The organism is Verrucomicrobium sp. BvORR034 (assembly GCF_000739635.1).
Lineage (GTDB): Bacteria > Verrucomicrobiota > Verrucomicrobiia > Verrucomicrobiales > Verrucomicrobiaceae > Verrucomicrobium.
The window spans coordinates 1-15,838 of record NZ_BATQ01000065.1 but is presented as its reverse complement, the minus strand read 5'-3'; the positions used below and the strand labels follow the sequence as shown (position 1 = coordinate 15,838).

General features: G+C 58.9%; 18 protein-coding genes. 11 read left to right on the top strand and 7 right to left on the bottom strand.

Annotation, left to right across the window (positions count from 1 at the left end; all coding sequences use genetic code 11):
* Positions 1 to 3: 3 nt before the first annotated feature.
* The gene (locus BV034_RS35965) at positions 4 to 876 is read right to left on the bottom strand and encodes a hypothetical protein (RefSeq protein WP_265592897.1); all 873 of its coding nucleotides are present in this window, start codon (positions 874 to 876) and stop codon (positions 4 to 6) included.
* Here BV034_RS35965 and BV034_RS11775 point away from each other — a divergent pair.
* From BV034_RS11775 to BV034_RS11755, 5 genes are all read left to right on the top strand, one after another.
* Positions 862 to 1,509 (top strand): helix-turn-helix transcriptional regulator, encoded by a 648-nt coding sequence (locus tag BV034_RS11775; protein ID WP_265592896.1) that lies wholly within the window; start codon positions 862 to 864, stop codon positions 1,507 to 1,509. The two genes, BV034_RS35965 and BV034_RS11775, sit on opposite strands and share 15 nt — an antisense overlap.
* A gap of 42 nt (positions 1,510 to 1,551) precedes the next feature.
* Positions 1,552 to 2,712 (top strand): hypothetical protein, encoded by a 1,161-nt coding sequence (locus BV034_RS11770; RefSeq protein WP_050027210.1) that lies wholly within the window; start codon positions 1,552 to 1,554, stop codon positions 2,710 to 2,712.
* Between the two features lie 71 nt (positions 2,713 to 2,783).
* Positions 2,784 to 3,242: a hypothetical protein gene (locus tag BV034_RS11765; RefSeq protein WP_050027209.1), complete on the top strand. Its 459-nt coding sequence runs from the start codon at positions 2,784 to 2,786 to the stop codon at positions 3,240 to 3,242.
* A gap of 105 nt (positions 3,243 to 3,347) precedes the next feature.
* Positions 3,348 to 3,983: a hypothetical protein gene (locus tag BV034_RS11760; protein WP_050027208.1), complete on the top strand. Its 636-nt coding sequence runs from the start codon at positions 3,348 to 3,350 to the stop codon at positions 3,981 to 3,983.
* 260 nt (positions 3,984 to 4,243) lie between these two features.
* Positions 4,244 to 4,639 (top strand): lipocalin family protein, encoded by a 396-nt coding sequence (locus BV034_RS11755; RefSeq protein ID WP_050027207.1) that lies wholly within the window; start codon positions 4,244 to 4,246, stop codon positions 4,637 to 4,639.
* A 25-nt stretch (positions 4,640 to 4,664) separates the two neighbouring features.
* Here BV034_RS11755 and BV034_RS35960 read toward each other — a convergent pair whose 3' ends face one another.
* Positions 4,665 to 5,060 (bottom strand): hypothetical protein, encoded by a 396-nt coding sequence (locus BV034_RS35960; RefSeq protein WP_265592895.1) that lies wholly within the window; start codon positions 5,058 to 5,060, stop codon positions 4,665 to 4,667.
* A gap of 230 nt (positions 5,061 to 5,290) precedes the next feature.
* On the opposite strand from BV034_RS35960, the gene BV034_RS11745 reads away from it, so the two are divergent.
* Positions 5,291 to 6,286 (top strand): alpha/beta hydrolase, encoded by a 996-nt coding sequence (locus BV034_RS11745; protein ID WP_050027205.1) that lies wholly within the window; start codon positions 5,291 to 5,293, stop codon positions 6,284 to 6,286.
* 42 nt (positions 6,287 to 6,328) lie between these two features.
* Here the strand turns inward: BV034_RS11745 and BV034_RS11740 are convergent, their stop codons facing one another.
* A complete protein-coding gene (locus tag BV034_RS11740) occupies positions 6,329 to 6,622 on the bottom strand; it encodes a hypothetical protein (protein WP_009963363.1) in 294 nt (97 codons plus the stop codon).
* A 62-nt stretch (positions 6,623 to 6,684) separates the two neighbouring features.
* Positions 6,685 to 6,879, bottom strand: coding sequence for a hypothetical protein (locus tag BV034_RS11735; RefSeq protein ID WP_050027204.1), 195 nt, complete (start codon positions 6,877 to 6,879; stop codon positions 6,685 to 6,687).
* Positions 6,880 to 7,043: 164 nt separating this feature from the next.
* On the opposite strand from BV034_RS11735, the gene BV034_RS11730 reads away from it, so the two are divergent.
* The 4 genes from BV034_RS11730 (at position 7,044) to BV034_RS11715 (ending at position 8,678) form a co-directional block, all read left to right on the top strand.
* Positions 7,044 to 7,457, top strand: coding sequence for a VOC family protein (locus BV034_RS11730; protein WP_050027202.1), 414 nt, complete (start codon positions 7,044 to 7,046; stop codon positions 7,455 to 7,457).
* A 147-nt stretch (positions 7,458 to 7,604) separates the two neighbouring features.
* The gene (locus tag BV034_RS11725) at positions 7,605 to 7,883 is read left to right on the top strand and encodes a hypothetical protein (protein ID WP_050027200.1); all 279 of its coding nucleotides are present in this window, start codon (positions 7,605 to 7,607) and stop codon (positions 7,881 to 7,883) included.
* Between the two features lie 61 nt (positions 7,884 to 7,944).
* Positions 7,945 to 8,394 (top strand): hypothetical protein, encoded by a 450-nt coding sequence (locus tag BV034_RS11720; protein ID WP_265592894.1) that lies wholly within the window; start codon positions 7,945 to 7,947, stop codon positions 8,392 to 8,394.
* Positions 8,388 to 8,678 (top strand): hypothetical protein, encoded by a 291-nt coding sequence (locus BV034_RS11715; protein WP_265592893.1) that lies wholly within the window; start codon positions 8,388 to 8,390, stop codon positions 8,676 to 8,678. The genes BV034_RS11720 and BV034_RS11715 overlap by 7 nt, the downstream gene beginning before the upstream one ends.
* Positions 8,679 to 8,718: 40 nt before the next feature.
* Here BV034_RS11715 and BV034_RS11710 read toward each other — a convergent pair whose 3' ends face one another.
* On the bottom strand, positions 8,719 to 12,495 hold the full coding sequence (locus BV034_RS11710) for a PVC-type heme-binding CxxCH protein (protein ID WP_081887746.1): 3,777 nt from the start codon (positions 12,493 to 12,495) through the stop codon (positions 8,719 to 8,721).
* 293 nt (positions 12,496 to 12,788) lie between these two features.
* Between BV034_RS11710 and BV034_RS11705 the strand changes: the two genes are divergently transcribed.
* The gene (locus BV034_RS11705) at positions 12,789 to 14,090 is read left to right on the top strand and encodes a S41 family peptidase (protein WP_050027183.1); all 1,302 of its coding nucleotides are present in this window, start codon (positions 12,789 to 12,791) and stop codon (positions 14,088 to 14,090) included.
* Positions 14,091 to 14,096: 6 nt separating this feature from the next.
* Here BV034_RS11705 and BV034_RS11700 read toward each other — a convergent pair whose 3' ends face one another.
* On the bottom strand, positions 14,097 to 15,053 hold the full coding sequence (locus BV034_RS11700) for a DUF502 domain-containing protein (RefSeq protein ID WP_050027182.1): 957 nt from the start codon (positions 15,051 to 15,053) through the stop codon (positions 14,097 to 14,099).
* A gap of 287 nt (positions 15,054 to 15,340) precedes the next feature.
* On the bottom strand, positions 15,341 to 15,838 hold a 498-nt coding region (ccsA, locus tag BV034_RS11695), incomplete at its 5' end, for a cytochrome c biogenesis protein CcsA (protein ID WP_265592892.1).

Below are 15,838 nucleotides of genomic sequence, written 5' to 3'. Positions count from 1 at the left end.
AGGTCACAATTGCTGCACCACGCGCACCGATTGCGCCATCTCCATCATCTCTTTCACTTCAGGCTGGCTCTCGCTGTCAAAGAACATGGTCAGCTGCACCAGAATTTGATGATCGAACCACACCTGCCCCACACGCAGCAGCAAGTACTGGTGGTCCCCTCGATCTTTCCCTACGAGATCTTTGTCTGTGAACTGGGCGAAGCCTGACACGAATGGCGATGGCAGTCCGAGCGACTTGACGTCGGCCTTTCCCTCCACGGATTGTGGCAGCACGGCGTCAAAACTACGATTGAGCATCTCCAGCTTTGCCTCCTCTCCTCTCACAGGCTTGGGCAGCACCATGAACGTAAGCAGCAAGGCGGCCTTGCGCGGTGGAGAAGCCAGAAGCCGGACATGATATCCCTCTGCACCTTGAACCTTCTCAGCCACCGTCCAATCTTTGGCCGAGTTGAGCTTGATCTTCCCTATCGTTTCCCACTCAAATTCCTCCGCTGCCAAGCTTCCGGAAAAAAGCAGAAGACTGATCGACACGAGAAGGACTGACCAACAAGCCGGAGCCGTAAGTTTCATTTTTTGCGACATCGAAGTTGTCTCCATCTGCCCTGCGACGATTGCGCAGCGCCGTTCTGTCCGGACATCCTGCAAAACGGAGCAAGTCTCATCATCCAGTTTTGGAGCTGCACTGGCAAGCCAGAATTTCTCGACAGCTGACCGTGATGCGCGATGCTTTGCCCCGTGCCCCAGCTCACCCCCAGAGACCTGCGTCTGCTTATGGGGGCCACGAGGCTGATCCACAGCCATGGCCAGGGTCCGCTGCACGAGCGGTTGTTCACGGCCATGCGCATGGTCTTCGCAGATTGCATGTTCGCCTTTCAAATCTACGGCAAGGACGGCTCGCACCTCATGCAGGCAGACATCCCCTTTCCTGAAGCCCAGCGCGACCATCTGTACAAACGATCCGGGGAGCTGGCGCGGCTGGAGAACCCCATTTACCTCCTCCTCATCGCGGGCGAAACGGACCCGGTGCGCTTGAGTGATCTCATGTCCCTGTGCGAACTGCGCAAAACGGATCTCTACCAGGAGGTGATGACCACTGTCGCCATCACCCGGCAGCTGGCCATTGGCGTACAGGGGCAGTCTTGCCTGGGAGCTCTTACCATCAACCGGGGCGGACGGGACTTCACGCCGGAGGAGCAGGCGCTCGCCGGCATGTTGGGACCGCACATCGCGACGGCCTTTGAGACCGACCTCATTATCAATTCTCTAAAGCCCCCGAAGCAGAAGGTGCAGGCCACCGACTTCGGAGCACTCCGACGTCTGGGTCTCACCCGTCGCGAGGCAGAGGTGATGATGTGGCTCATGGAAGGCAAGCGTGACGGGGAAATTGCCATCATCCTCAATGCCAGCGTCCGTACCGTCAGCCATCACGTCGGAGTCATCCTGGGCAAGTTACGGGTGGAAACCCGTACTGCAGCCGTCGCCGCCGTGCTGAAACTCATTGGCGATTGAGCTCCTGCATCCTGTCTCCAAAGTCACAAGATTGAGTCCTCCATGCTCACCACCTTCATCGCAATCCTATGCCCGGTTTTTCAGATCTATGCCTGGCTGATGTTTGTGCGCATCATGCACGAGCTGGCCCGGTGTACCGTAGCCCGTCTGGGCGGGCTGGTGCCCAATGTCATTTACATCGGCGTGGGAAAACCAGTATTGAGACATCCCCTGGGCGACACCGAAGTGGTGTGGTCAATGGTGCCCTTTTCCAGTCGCACCGAACTCCTGTTCCGGCCCGACCGACCGCGCTTTGTCACCCATGTACTCGCCACCCTCGCCGGAATCGCCACTGACTTCCTTCTTCTCTGGATGCTCTCCATGCTCCACGCTGAGTATGAGCTGTCCGCATCCAGTCACCAGTTCAAGACCTCACCTTGGGAGCTGGCGTCCTCATTCCATCTCATCGTTGCAGTCACCAACCTGCTCCCCATCGGCAGCATCCCCCATCCAGGCCAGGGTGTGCCAGCCTCCAACACGGACGGCCAGTGGCTCCTGGCTCTTTGGCAATGGCGGAAGAACGGTGGCGGACAGAAAACCCTCCAGGCCTACTGCGAATCCATCCAGCGCTATGACCCTGGCTTCAGATGGGAGGACGCACTGGCGGCGACAGATCTGAGCCCAGCCCGACGCCGTCTTCAGAGAAAGTCGGATCTCGCCCTCATGGAACAGCGGTTCGACGATGCCTATCGATGGACTCAACAGCTTCTGGATGAGCAAGCCTTTGCACCTGGCGAGCGAGCCCTCATTCTCGACTGTCTGGCCAGTGTCCCCGTCTTCCACGAAGCTCCGGCTCAAGTTGGTCGCGCTCTGGCTTTTGCCCGCGAAGCTCACACTCTGTTTCCTGAATCCGCCACGGTCCAGGGAACCCTCGGCTCTCTGCTGGTGCTTGCGGGGAGGTCAGGCGAGGGCCTACCCATGCTGGAGCCTCTGACTCGCGAGGGCAATGCGCCCATGGACAGGATCATCGCCGCCGCCTTCATGGCGCTTGGGCATCACCATCTGGCTGATCCGCTGGAAAGCCGCTACTGGCTGACCGTGGCCAGGGAACATCTCGCAGCAGCGGAAACCTCAGGCCCCAACCCCTCTGCACGACACCTGCTCGAGCGCACGGCCAGGACCGTTGATCCCGCAGGCCCGCCGCCACAGCCGGCGCAGTCCTAGGGATCAAATACACGCTTTTGCAGGAGCCCGGAAACGTTCTAGCGGCTCCTGCGTACATATGGCGTGCCCTCATGGAATCGACCTGGATCATCCTCGCCATCTCTCTCATCGTGATCAGCTGCTGGCTGATCAGCAACTGTTTGAAATCCACCCGCATTCATGCCTACATCACGGATCGCGGTGGGAAAGTGGTGAGCTGCAAATGGCAGGCAAAGAACAGGACGGAAGCCGGCCCCCTGAGCCGTGCTCACTACCGGGTGCGCTATGTGGACGCAGGAGGCAAGCTCCATGAGGCGGCATGCCGCACACGTACGTTTTCCGACGTATACTTCATGCACGACGAGATCGTCGGCACCCATGGTCTGCCAGCCCAGTTTGTCACCTGCACAAACCCGGACTCGCCCGAGGGCCGCCCGGACAGCGCATCCCACCCCACCTCAAAAGTTCAGATTGCCGAGCTGGAACGGGAGGTCCGTCGCCTGCGCAAGCGCCTCAAAGAGGAGGACCAGAGTCCGCCGTCAGCAGGTTGACCCCTCCCGAACGGGCCGTTTCCCCGACTGCCCCATTTACCTTTCGCGGAAAAAACGATAGGCTGACGGCATCGCCTCCGCTTGGGGGCACGCCCACTTTCCGCCATGAAGCGTTTCCTTGCCCCATTCATCATCGTCCTCGCAGGCCTGGGATTGTTTTGGTACTTTTCCCGTGATGCCACCCCGGCCTCCGTCAGCAAGGATGTGAATCTGGGAGACACGATGCAGTTCACAGGCACCGTTTCCCTGAGAAGCCGCCCCTTTACCGGGGATCTGGTGTTGCCCGAAGGGGTCTTTGGCAGCAAGCCGGCCTTTGCGGGATATTCCTTCCGGGATGCCACGCGCACCCTGCACCAGTACGACATCTTCCTTTTCCATCGTGGTGAATCACAGGGCCCGGGATTTGCCGCAGCTCTGGCCAACGCCGCTTCCTCGAACCCACCTGGCGCAGCGCAAACAGGCTGGACCACCGATTCCGCCGGACGCAGAGTTTGTTTCCTCCCCCTTCCGGACTCGCCCTTCCGCTATGCGCCGGGGAAGAAAGTCACCCATCGCGCCCTTCTCTTCGAGCACCGCTCGGCACCCGTGGATGTGCTGGTGATTGAGACCGTGGTAAAGACGGACCAGATCGGACACGTCGTGACCCTGCCCGGCGCCAGCCCTCCGGAAAAGCTCCCCGAGCCTCAGGTACGTCTGGAGGATGCTGCCCCCGCTTTCGAAAGCATCGTGATGCCTTCATAATCGCCCCGATCGCTGCCCAGACCAACGGCTTTTCCTGAATCCAGCAAGTGCCACCCCCGCGAATCATGAGCATATGGCAGGCTACGCCCCCCGTTTGTTCCTGGCACTTTCTACGGTTTTGCTCGGGCTGACTGTTACGGCGTGCTCCACCCCACGGTCCACACCGCCCATGAAACAAGCCTCAACCCACCCAGGTCGTCCCGCCACCATAGGAAAGGTGGATCTCCCCCGCTACATGGGTGAGTGGCGCGTGATTGCCCATGTGCCGTATTTTCTGGAGAAAAGGGAAGGTTGATACGGCGGACATCTACCGACTGCGACCTGACGGCCAGATCGACAACTTTTTTCAGTTCCGGAAGAAACAGATGGACGCACCGCTACAGCAGTGGAAGGCGCGCGCTTGGGTGGTAAACCCAGAATCCAATGCGGAATGGAAACTCCAGTTCATCTGGCCACTCACCACCACCTATCTCGTCGTTGATCTCGACCCCGGGTATCAATGGTCCGTAGTCACCATTCCGAGCCGCAAGCTGATTTGGATTCTGGCCCGGGAAAGGTCTCTGCCACCCGCCACCTACCGGACGATTGTCGCGCGGCTCAACGCCAATGGGTTTGATACTTCAAAGCTCGCCCTCGTACCGCAAGGGCCCGGCTGAACAGCTTGCAAAGATTACCTCCTTCTCAACGCCACGCGTGCCCCATGAGCGCCACGGCTGGGAAAAGCACCCCCGCCGCCAGCACGACCACGTGCATCCAGTAGCGGACCGGTTCTGATTTTCGGAAATAGAGGCCCGTGTTGGTATCCAGTCGACCGGTAAGCAGTCCACACACCAGGGGAACCGCGAAGGCTCCCGACACCCCGACCACGAGGGAGGCGGTGCTGAGCGCCATCGGCGGCAAAAAGAAAGTCCGGTACCAGCAGGCGAACAGAGCTGGCGTCATGCAACAGCACCACCACGCCAGAAATCGCCCCCGGGAGCACGCCCGCATGTCAGACCGCCAGTCGCACCCGCATCGCAGGATGCGTTCCCGGGGATTCAGGTGGCTGAGATGGTTGTCGTCGAGCAGCTTTCGCATCGCTTGGATTCGGGAACTGATTCGGGGAGTCGGTCGCGATCTTGTCGGAAGCTGGGCCGTCACACCAGATTTTTCTTTTGTCGGGATCTGCCCTGAAAAAGTTTGCTTCGTGAAATTTCGACTTCCCCTCCTCCTCTAAATCCGCTCAAGCATTGACAACCATCCTGCCTCTTGATCATGGTGGAGCCCCGCCGTCCCGTCGGGACTGCTTTCGCCCGCCCCCTCCCTCCATGCGCCCAGATTTTCGACCCCGCCGTCTTTCCATTTTCACGGCCTGCGCCGCGTTGGCCACCTTGGGAATCCTGCCAAACGCTCCCGGCCAGCTGTCCGAACCCAAGCAGGAACCGTCCCCTTTCCAAACTCAAACCGCCCCGGCCAAGCGGGTCCAGACGCCCCCCCAACTGGACGTGGTGTACGGCGAAACGGCGGACGGTCAGAAACTGCTGCTGGACCTCTTCCAGCCACCTGTCTCTCCGCCCAAAGCGGGGGACAATGCTGCACCCAAACTCCGTCCCGCCGTCTTGATGGTGCACGGCGGTGGATGGGCTGGCGGCAACAAGAAGGAATTTCGCAACCTGGCCGTGCTGATGGCCCAACTCGGCTACGTGACCGTGCCGGTGAGCTACCGCCTCACGACGAACGCGGCCAACACCTGGCCAGCCCAGTTGGACGATGTGCAACTGGCTGTGCGCTGGCTCCGCAGCCACGCCACCCAATATGGCGTCGATCCCAAGCGGATCGGGGCGGTGGGTGTCTCAGCCGGCGGTCAACTGGTGGCCAGCCTGGGCCTGAGGGAGACTCGCGATCCCGCCACCGCCAAATATGCCGACCAATCCAGTCGCGTCGCCTGCGTGGTGGACGTGTGCGGACCGACCGACTTGGGTGACGACTTCAGCAGCAAGGTCAAGCAGGGTGAGTTCGTCAATGACCTCCTCAAGCGCCTCTTCGGAGGGCCAGCTGCTGAGAAATCCAGTCTGGTGGGCGACGCCTCCCCCCTCACCCATGTGGACGCGAAAGCCGTCCCCTTCCTCATCATTCACGGCACGAAGGATGACGTCGTTCCCTTCGACCACTCCCAGCGCCTGCATGATGCGCTGACGAAGAATGGCACTCCCACCAGGATTCTCGCCCTGGAAAACGAAGGACACGCCTTTCAGAACCGCGAAAATCAAAAGAAGTTCATGCAGGAGACCATCGTGTTCTTCAATCAGAACCTGGTGCCCTAGCCTCTGGCGAATCGCGGGGCTGACCTGTGTCCCCGCACTATCCTACAGCTCTGACTCTTGGACGGCTGCGGCTCCCACCGTCAGGTTTCCGCGGGTGTAATACACCTCCCCACCGGTCCATTGGGAGCTGTACCCATCAGAACCAAAGGACGCGCCCGCGCCCACACTCCCATGGATCTCCCCGCGTTCTTTCTCGGGTGGGGCTCCGATGGTGTAGCTCCCTTCATCTTTGAAGGTGCTATTGCTGGCACAACTGGACAACAATAGCACTGGCCCAGCGCAGGCAAGCCACACTGCCAGATGAAAAACGGGCCGCACCGTGGACGGGAGTTTCATACAAACCAACCCTAGAGGGGAATGACTGGGTGACAAGGGCTAAGCTGGACCTCCGCAGCTGCTCACTGGACCGTGCCGGTATACACCCCCACGCTTCCTCCCACCGCCGCCTTTTTGCCTTTCGATTCCGTCGCGGCTTTGCCAGTCGTGGTATAGGAGCCTTCATCTTTGACTTTGGCAGAACCAGCGCATGAGGACAGGGTCCCGATCAAAAGCACGGAGGCAAACAGCGGAAGAAGGAGAGAGGTGATCTTCATTTTTTTGGAGTGAGAGGTTCGTTAACTGCCACCACATGAGATGCCGGTCTTGGCCTCTCGTTCAAAATAACCCCTGTCGGCGGCAGAGACACGCACCGCGAGCGCCTCGACCGTATTCCCACCACGAAATCATCCGAACAAAACTCTTCATCAGTTTCTTCGCCATGCCCCCCTCCTCCATCCTGGAAACAGCACTCAGTGTCGCAGATCTTGAACAGTCGCGAGAGTTCTACACCCGGCTGTTCGGCTATCCCATCCTCACGTCCGATGACCGCTTGTGCGCCTTCGACGTTCAAGGGAGACAGGTCCTTCTCCTGTTCCTTCGAGGCAGCGATCCGGAAGGCACCCACATGCCCTTCGGCGGGCACATCCCCGCTCACGGTTCCCATGGGCGATCTCATGTGGGCTTCGCCATCCCGGAAGAGTCACTGGATGAATGGCGTGAACATCTCCACCAGCTGAACATCACCGTGGAAAGCGAGTTCACGTGGCCTCGTGGTGGCGGAAGCCTCTATTTCCGTGATCCCGACGGCCACCTCCTTGAGCTGCTCACGCCGGGAGTATGGCCCACTTACTAAGTGCGTAAAGTTCCCGGAAACACAGCAGAGGGCGAGATAAAGTTTCGGTCGGAAATTTTACCCTTTGTCATTCACATCTTGCCTTATTGCTCTCCCCGCCTAATGAGTTCTTATTCAACAGACCACAAAGATTAACAAGGTTCATTCATGAGTCTCAATTTTGCCCCTATTCGCCTGGTCATTCTCGTTGTTTGCGTGCTGGCCTTTTACTATGGAGGTGGCTTCTCACTGCCAGCAAACGCGGAGTGGATTCGCACCGCCATCGTCTTCGGCTTGGGCATGATCGCTGTGTCCGTCATCGACCACCGCATCGGTCTCATGGAGCCGGTCAATATTCGCTGGATCTACATCATCCTCGGTGTCGTGCTCATGTCCGTCTCCTTGTGGTGGCTCCAGCAGATGATAGCTGCAGCTGCAGCAGCCTGACGATCTGCGTCAGAATTTTTTGGTTACATCCATCATCTGGATGCACCAATCGGATGGGCAAATGGTCGCCCGTTACAACACTTTCCAGATTCTCGCAGGCATTGGCAGTTCCGTCGGCAGCCTGATTGGCTATGGAGCCGCGTGGTTGTTCTTTCGTTACATGCCGGCCTTCGTGGCCCATGGGTTCAGCATTCAGCTCCCTGCGCTGGCGTTTGACGCTCTGGCCATCGTGATTTTGATCGCCATCACGCTTTCCGGTTATCGCCAGTGGAAGAAACGTGGCGGCTTCTATGGTTATCATGAGTCTAGCCTCTACCATGATCTGGGTGAAGACACCGCTGCGGCACTGGTGGTGGACTTCTATGCTCACCGGGTGACAGGGCCAGCCTATATGCTCAGCCAATTGTTCCTGGCAGGCCCCTTGCTGGCGCTTAGAGCCATCACTCATTTTCGAAATCTCATTCCAGCACAGTCGGGCCTCGATGAACGATTGGGAGGCTCCGATTGTTGATCCTATGGGTCTGTCTTGGTGCCTTCTATGCCTACGGTGGCTTCGACAGTCCCGTTGTATCGGAAGAGGCCTACCAAGTTCCCGCCAAGGTCAAGCAAGCGTGGCTCAAGTGTGTGCTGATGTTTGTGGCCGGAGCCGTCAGTGTGTCATTGGTTGATCACCATGTGGGCCTCTTTGAACCCACCAACCTCCGGATCCTCTATGTGATCGTCGGGATCGTCCTCATGGTCGGAGCAAGTCTGTGGCTAAATGCGCTCAAAACCGCCGTGGTTGGCGGCGGCTGAGCGCATGTTTGCACGCACTTGGGCGCAGCGTTGCCGCGCCTCACTTGCCCTCGCCTTTCAGGAAGGCCAGCAGGTCCGCCATCTGTTCCTTGCTGATGCCGCCCTCCAGTCCCACAGGCATGAGTGAGGCATCCAGGCTCTTCATCTTGCTGATGGTACCGCGAGGCAACACCTCGGTGATTCCACCTGCCATCTTGACCGTCACGGCATCCGCTGATTCCGAAGCGATCAGCCCCGACACAATGCGCCCCTCTCGGGTGTCGATTTGATAGGCGCTCCAGCGGGCTTCCACCATCCGGTTGGGATCCAGGATATCACTGAGAAGCGCCTCCTTCTCCTTCAGCTTCACATCCGTGATGTCTGGGCCAACGTCCATGCCCTCCCCTTTTACCTTGTGGCAGACCATGCAGACAGTCATGAAGACGACCTTGCCTTTTGCAGCATCGCCCTGCATGGAGATGCAGTCTTTGTAACTCGCAATCACGGCTGCACGATCTTCACTTGGCCGGCCGAACAACCGCTCTGCAAGTTCACGCAACGGCTTGCTGGCTGTGTGCAGGTAACGCCAGCGGGTTTCCGCATCCACAAGACCTTTGGAGATCTCACCGCGCTCGATGCGCTCAAAAAATCCCTGCACCGTCTTGCCGTTGCCTGTGAGCATGGCCACCACCTCACGCTTTGCCGCCGGCCCCAGTCTGGGCAGCAGTTCATAGAGCAGAGGTGAAGTCTTGTCTGCCCCATATTTCTTGAGCAGAGGCAGGGCCGCCGTACGCACCGCCTCTGGCTGTCCATCAGCCAGCAGCATTCGCAGCACCGGCTCTGCTTTGTCCCAGGATCTTTGCGCAAGCAAGGGCAGCACCGCCAGACGTTGTTCCACGGGCGCAGCGCCATCCGCCATCACGCGATCCACTTCTGACAGGAGGGTGTTGATTTCTTTGGCGGCTGCTTGGTACGGAGCCGGTGCCTTGGCAGCCAGTTCCGCGAGGGTACCCACTCCCAGCTTCTTGCCCGACTTCGGCAACCCTTCCGAAAGCCCCTGTAGAACCGCTGGCTTCCACCAAAGCAGTTTGCCAGGTTCTTTGTTGAGGACCGCGAGCGAGGCAGCAAAATCGTCGGCCTGCGCGTCTGCTGCCGATGCCGAGGCAAGAGCTCGAATGAACTCAGCATTTTCCACCGAATACGAAGCCGCCAACGGCCCCCTCAGCACCTCGGAAAGGACCTTTCCAGCTTCGTCCTTGGATTCCGCCAGCACGGCACGGTTGATCCAAACGTCTCCTGCAAACCGGCCTGCATCAGCAGCCCGTGCTCCGAAGCTCTGCGCGCCCGTCAGGATCTGCATGAATGCTGCCCGGGCATCCCCTTCAACACGATTCATGGCCGCAGGCGTCAACGTTACGTCGTCAATGACCGGCACGACAAACGCAGATGACACCTCCTGCAGCCTAGGACTAACCTTGGCGTCCACCTGCAAGATCTTCTGCATAGCCCCACTACCACTATCCGACGCAGGCACGCCCAATCCATGATCACGAGACAACAGCGATACCTCGTTCATGGCCAGAACGTGCAGTCGGAACAACTCCGTCGGCTTCTGCTTGGCCACCGCCTCCCAAAAGCCCTTCAGTTCCTCCGTCTTTTTCTCAAGCAGCACCCGCTGCGCCGTCTCCCGCTGCCAGGCATTTTCATGCCCCAGCCAGGCCACCAGTCCTGCAACGTCAGTCGGAGCAGCGACGATCTTGCGAAGCTTGCCTTTGCCCCCCTTGGGCACCACCCGCCAGATACGGCCTTCATTCTCGCCCTGCCTCATGTCATGCGTCTTTGCAAACTCCTCCGGGAAGAACCGTGCGTGGTCGATGTAGCGACGGTAGATGTCGCACACATACATCGCACCATCCGGCCCGGTCGTCACATTGACCGGCCGACACCATTCGTCGCGACTCCTGAAAAACTCCGTATGCTCCCCCACTCGCGTCGCCTTGAAACTGGCTCCTTTGGGTTCAGGATGATAACGCACCATCAACTGGCCGGTCGGATCCGGCACAAAGATCTCACCTCTCAATTCCGGCATCAAATCACCGCGATACACTCCCAGGCCACACGCGGCAGTATGCGTCCCCGCATGTGCATCCGCCGTGGTGTGAGACAGCATCAGTGGATACACCCGCGTTTCCGCTCCGAAGGGGCCGACATCTTCCGCACCACTTGAGACGCCCGCATTTGGATTGCGCATCACTGCCTCATAGGGCATGACCGCAAACATCACCGGATTCCGGTTGGAGCAGAAGAAATGGCGCCCCCAGTCATCAAAGGAAGCACCAAACTGGCCGTAACCAGACGTCGGTTTGAGCCAGCCTGTGACAGGATTCCACTTCAGGTTGGTACGGGTGAAGTTGAGTTTGCTCTCTGGAGACTCGGCCGGGTAGATCTCCTTGGTGTCCAAGCCATTGTTGAAATAGAGATTCCCATCCAGGCCCCAGCGGGGCGAGGAAACTTGCAACTGGGAATGGTTGGGGTTGAATCCCTCCACCAGCGGCTTGCGCTCGTCGGCCACGCCGTCGCCATTTGTGTCCCGGAGAAAAAGGATCTGCGTGCGAGTGGTCGCGATGAGCCCGTCCCGATAGGGAGCCAGTCCCTGCACATGATCCATCTCCGGCGCAAAGGTCACCGCCCGGTCGTACTTGCCGTCTCCATCATCATCGTAGAGACATTGGATTCTCGACAACGGTGGTTTCCCCGGCCCTGCGCCCAGAGGATAGTCGATCATGTCCGCCACAAACATCCGTCCCTGGGCATCCCAGCACACTTCCACCGGATCCTTGACCAGGGGCTCAGCCGCGACCAACTCCACCTCGTAGGGGCCGTCCAGCTCGATGGACTTGCGGGTTTCTTCAGGGGACCAGGCGCTCTCCCGGCTCTTCCTTACCGGGACATTGGTGCCGCCCGATGCCGAAGCAGGATTCCAGGGTTCCTTGAACTTGCCCAGAGGATGAAGCTCAAAGCGTCGCACCAGCATCTCCGCCCCTTCCGTCTGCAGGCAGATCCGACCCTCAGCAGGTTTGCACTTCAGCGCTTCGTTCACCTCCACGCCGTTCACATAGTAGGTCAGCTTGTCCCCTTGGGCGACCACTTCCATCCGGGTCCATTCGTGGAACTTCGACTGCACATCGTTCTTCCCATAGAATCCCGCCTTGTCCGCCCAGTCAGGATCGCGCTTCGCCCAGTTCAGCCGCTTCGGTTTTCCATCGGCGCCCATGGGCAGCTTCTCTGCCCCACGCTGCCACACCAGTTCTCCATCGCGATCTTTGACGAATTCACCAGTCATCGTGGTGGGCACCGGCGTGCCATCCTCGGCCTTGCCAGGAAGTACCAGGATATCGCCCGTGCCTCCTTCAATAATCTGAGCCTCAATGCTGGCCAGCCAGGTGCCGCCCACCGAGCCCTCGGGTCCATGCCCGTGCACCAGCACCCCGTTGTCGCGCGCCTTGTTTTCCCTCGAACCCATGGTCGGGCCTGGGAACTTGTACTCGATCACCAGGTGATAGTCCTTGTAGTCCGCCTTGGTGGCCAGATACCCGAAGCCCCGGCCACTGATCTTGAGCTGTCCTTCCTCACCAAACGTCCAGATCTGCTCCGGGGAGTCTTTGAGAGTCTGCTTCTGGCTGACGAAGTAAGTCACTCCGCCGGACTTGACGGACTGCAGGAGGTCGACCTTTGCCGTCGGCACCTCCACACCGTGAAGCAACGGACTCATGGTGGTCAGGGCAATCAAGTACGCGGCTGGGAAACGACGGAAGATCATGGCGGCAGGAATACGCATCAGGCGACAAGAGTATTACTATTTCCATCACAAAGTGCCCGCCGACTTCGAGCACCGCAAGCCAATTGAGCCCCCAATCCCTCTATTTACAAGGAACTAGGCATTTTCATACCAGTTCCACCATCTCCGTCCCCGCTGCGAGAATATCACCCAACATGATCTTTTTATAACATCCACCATTCCACCTCCCCATCGTAGCTTTCCGACTGCTCCACCCTATGCATTGCCCCTACTTGAACGTTTGATGATTGCGTGTCTCCACCCGGTCCCTCACACTTTAAGTTCAAGCTCCCATGCGCGCACTCCCCTTCCCCTTGCTCGCCATCTGTGCCCTAGGCTGGCTGTCCACGGCCCCCTTGATACCCGCTCAGGCAACCGGTGACTTCCCTTCTGATGTCGCATTTCTGCTGGACCAGTTTGAAATGCAGGCCGCACCGCTGCTAACCAGCAAGAAGATCGACTGGAAAACCGTGCGCACCGAATTCACTGCCGCGGCCCCGGATGCAAAAACAGACCATGATGAGTATCACTTGGTGTCTCGACTCCTCAGCCGACTCCAAGATGGCCACGCGGCGATCACTCAATCCACGATCAAACCAGACGGCATTTCAATAGGCAGGCGCTACACCGGCCCTCGAGTACACCTCGTCGTGAGCAACGACACTGTATTGGTACGAGCTGCGTTCAAGGATGCTGAACAGGCAGGGCTCAAACCGGGACAAAAGGTCAACCGCATCGATGGGAAACCCGCGCTCGACTGGCTCAAACAGCAAACTCAGGCCCTTCAAGAACGCGGCTTCAGCTTCTCAACACCCCATCAGGCGCTCTACGCCGCGTGTCATTGGGGCCTGGCGGACTGGGAAGGCACCGAGATCGCTTTCGAAGTCACCACCGCTTCCGGCGAAGAATTGACCATCAAGCGTCAACGCAACGGCGGCCCGAACTACGCCCCCATCGGCCCCGTGTTCCCGCCAGCAAATCTAACGGGCATCGGTCGCCAGAGCTACGGACAGACAGCAGACGGCTACGGCTACATTCACCTTCGCGACATCCCGGGCGATCTTCCCCAACAACTCGATCAGATCCTGAAAGCCCTCGGCGACATCCCCGGCCTGATTTTGGACATGCGCGCCAATGGTGGAGGTGGTTGCGACCACGAAGCCGTGTTCGGACGTTTCCTCGCCAAAGACCATTCGCTCGGTCAACACCGTGGCGTTTCCGAGAACCCCTTCACGGGCTCCATGGTGGTCATCGTGGATGCCGGCGTACGCTCTGCCGGCGAAACCATCGCTGGCATGTTCAAAGAAGATGGCCGCGCCTACATGATCGGCGACACCCCTACAGCCGGCACATCCTCACAAAAGCAAGTCATCACCACCCCAAGTGGCAAATTCACGATCCGCTTCTCCGTCCGCAGCAACATGCAGCGCTTCAACAACGGACGCGGCATCGAAGGCATCGGCGTGTCTCCTCATGAACGGGTGCCAACCAACGCCATTGACCTCACGCAGCGTGAAGATACGCAGATCAAGCGTGCGACGGAACTCTTGAAATCCGGATTCCCCAAGGACGTCGTGGGATACACCACCCCCTAGAAACGATCACAGCTTCCCATTACCCGCAGAGGCCAAGGCAGCACCTTTGAGAGTGAGGGAAGTCGCTGACTCCTTTTCACCACCAGCTCCACTCACAGGTTTTGCCGCAGCGGCAGCTTTCGCGGACAGCTCTCCATCATCCCTCAGCAATTCCTCATCCGCCTTCGGCAGATTCACGAAATCACTTTCGGGTACAGGCACAGGCTCGCTGCTGGTGGCAGTCTTGGATTTCCCTTTGCTGCGGACTTTCCCGGCGGCAGCCACGGCGGCTTCGGCACGCTTCTCCTCTTCCGTCTTCGGGCTGATCAGACCGCCGGAGACGATCAGTTTCATAGCCTCCTCCACGGTCAGCGGAGCATCTTCCAGGCGACTGGTCTCCGTAACGATAACTAAGCCCGTCATGGGACTGAGGGCGGCAGGAAGCAGCACGGCGCTCATGCCCGCACCCGACTTGGGATCGACGTACTGACCGGTCACAAAACCCAACAGCTTCAAGCCCGGGGAGGGATAGTCCACGTACACCACCCGCTTGAAGCTTTTCACGCCTCCGAACCCCTTAAACGAGTCCATGACTTGTTTCATGAACTTGTAAATGAAGGCGACCAGCGGAATGCGCAGGAGAAACTTCTCCAGCGCGGAAACCACCCTGACGCCCAGCACGTTCGTCGCCATGACGCCCAAGGCCACGAGGAACACGATGGGGATCAGGAACCCCAGGAAGTTCATGAACTGCAGCAACCGCGGGTCGTGGGTGTCAATCATCCACGCCACGGGCACCGCCTGATTGTAGATGGCGGCAAAAAACTCCAGCAACGGGATACTCACCTGCTTCAGGGTCGCGTAAACGATCTGAAGAATCCAGAAGGTCACCACCAACGGAGTCACCAGCGCCAGCCCAGCCAGGAACTTGTTGCGCACCCAGATGATGGGGTGCCGCAGCGGTGGAGGTGTAGGGTCAGCCATGGGTGGGGTCTTTGGCGGTACGGACAACGATCTGATACGGAACTCGGACAAAAAGAACGACAGCAGCTATACGGGACGGGTTCAATCTCTCCGTGCACGATTTTGCAGCAATCTTTGGGCCGACCAAGGCGATTGCACCGACGCCTCACCCCAATGTGGAATCGTAGAAATCGACTGCTACACGATGGGTTCGAGGGGTTTGCAACAAGCCCCCCTTAAAAACATCGACGAACGAACCTCTTCCCGCCGGCACCCCTGTCGGGCACCGGCTTTACCTGTGATTCGTATTAAGAACCCTTCACCATCTCGGTAGGCAGCACCGTCGCTTGCTCACGCTTGTCGGAAGACTTGTCCAAGAAGTGCAAAATCACTGCATAGACCAAGAACGCCGATTGCAGAGCCCAGAACCGGTAGAGCCAGGTCCAGACGCCATCCGTGAATCCATAGGCATGCAGCCCCACCCCAAGCTGATTGGTGCCGAACCAAGAGAACGCCACAATCATGCCCAGAACGATGTTCGATGCGTGGAAGCCGACTTCCCGGATGTACCCACCCAGCCGCGCGTGCAGGATGATCAGGTTCATGAGCACGATCATGAGAGCGCCGTTCTCCTTCGGATCCCAGCCCCAGAAACGTCCCCAGGAGTAGTTGGCCCAGATACCACCCAGCACCGTGCCCACCAGGGAAAGGAAGAGCCCGGCCATCACAAAGGCGTAGGCCATGCGGCTGATGTCCTTGGAAGTCTCGTCCTTGTGCTTCGCGATGCCAAAGAGCCGCATCACGAA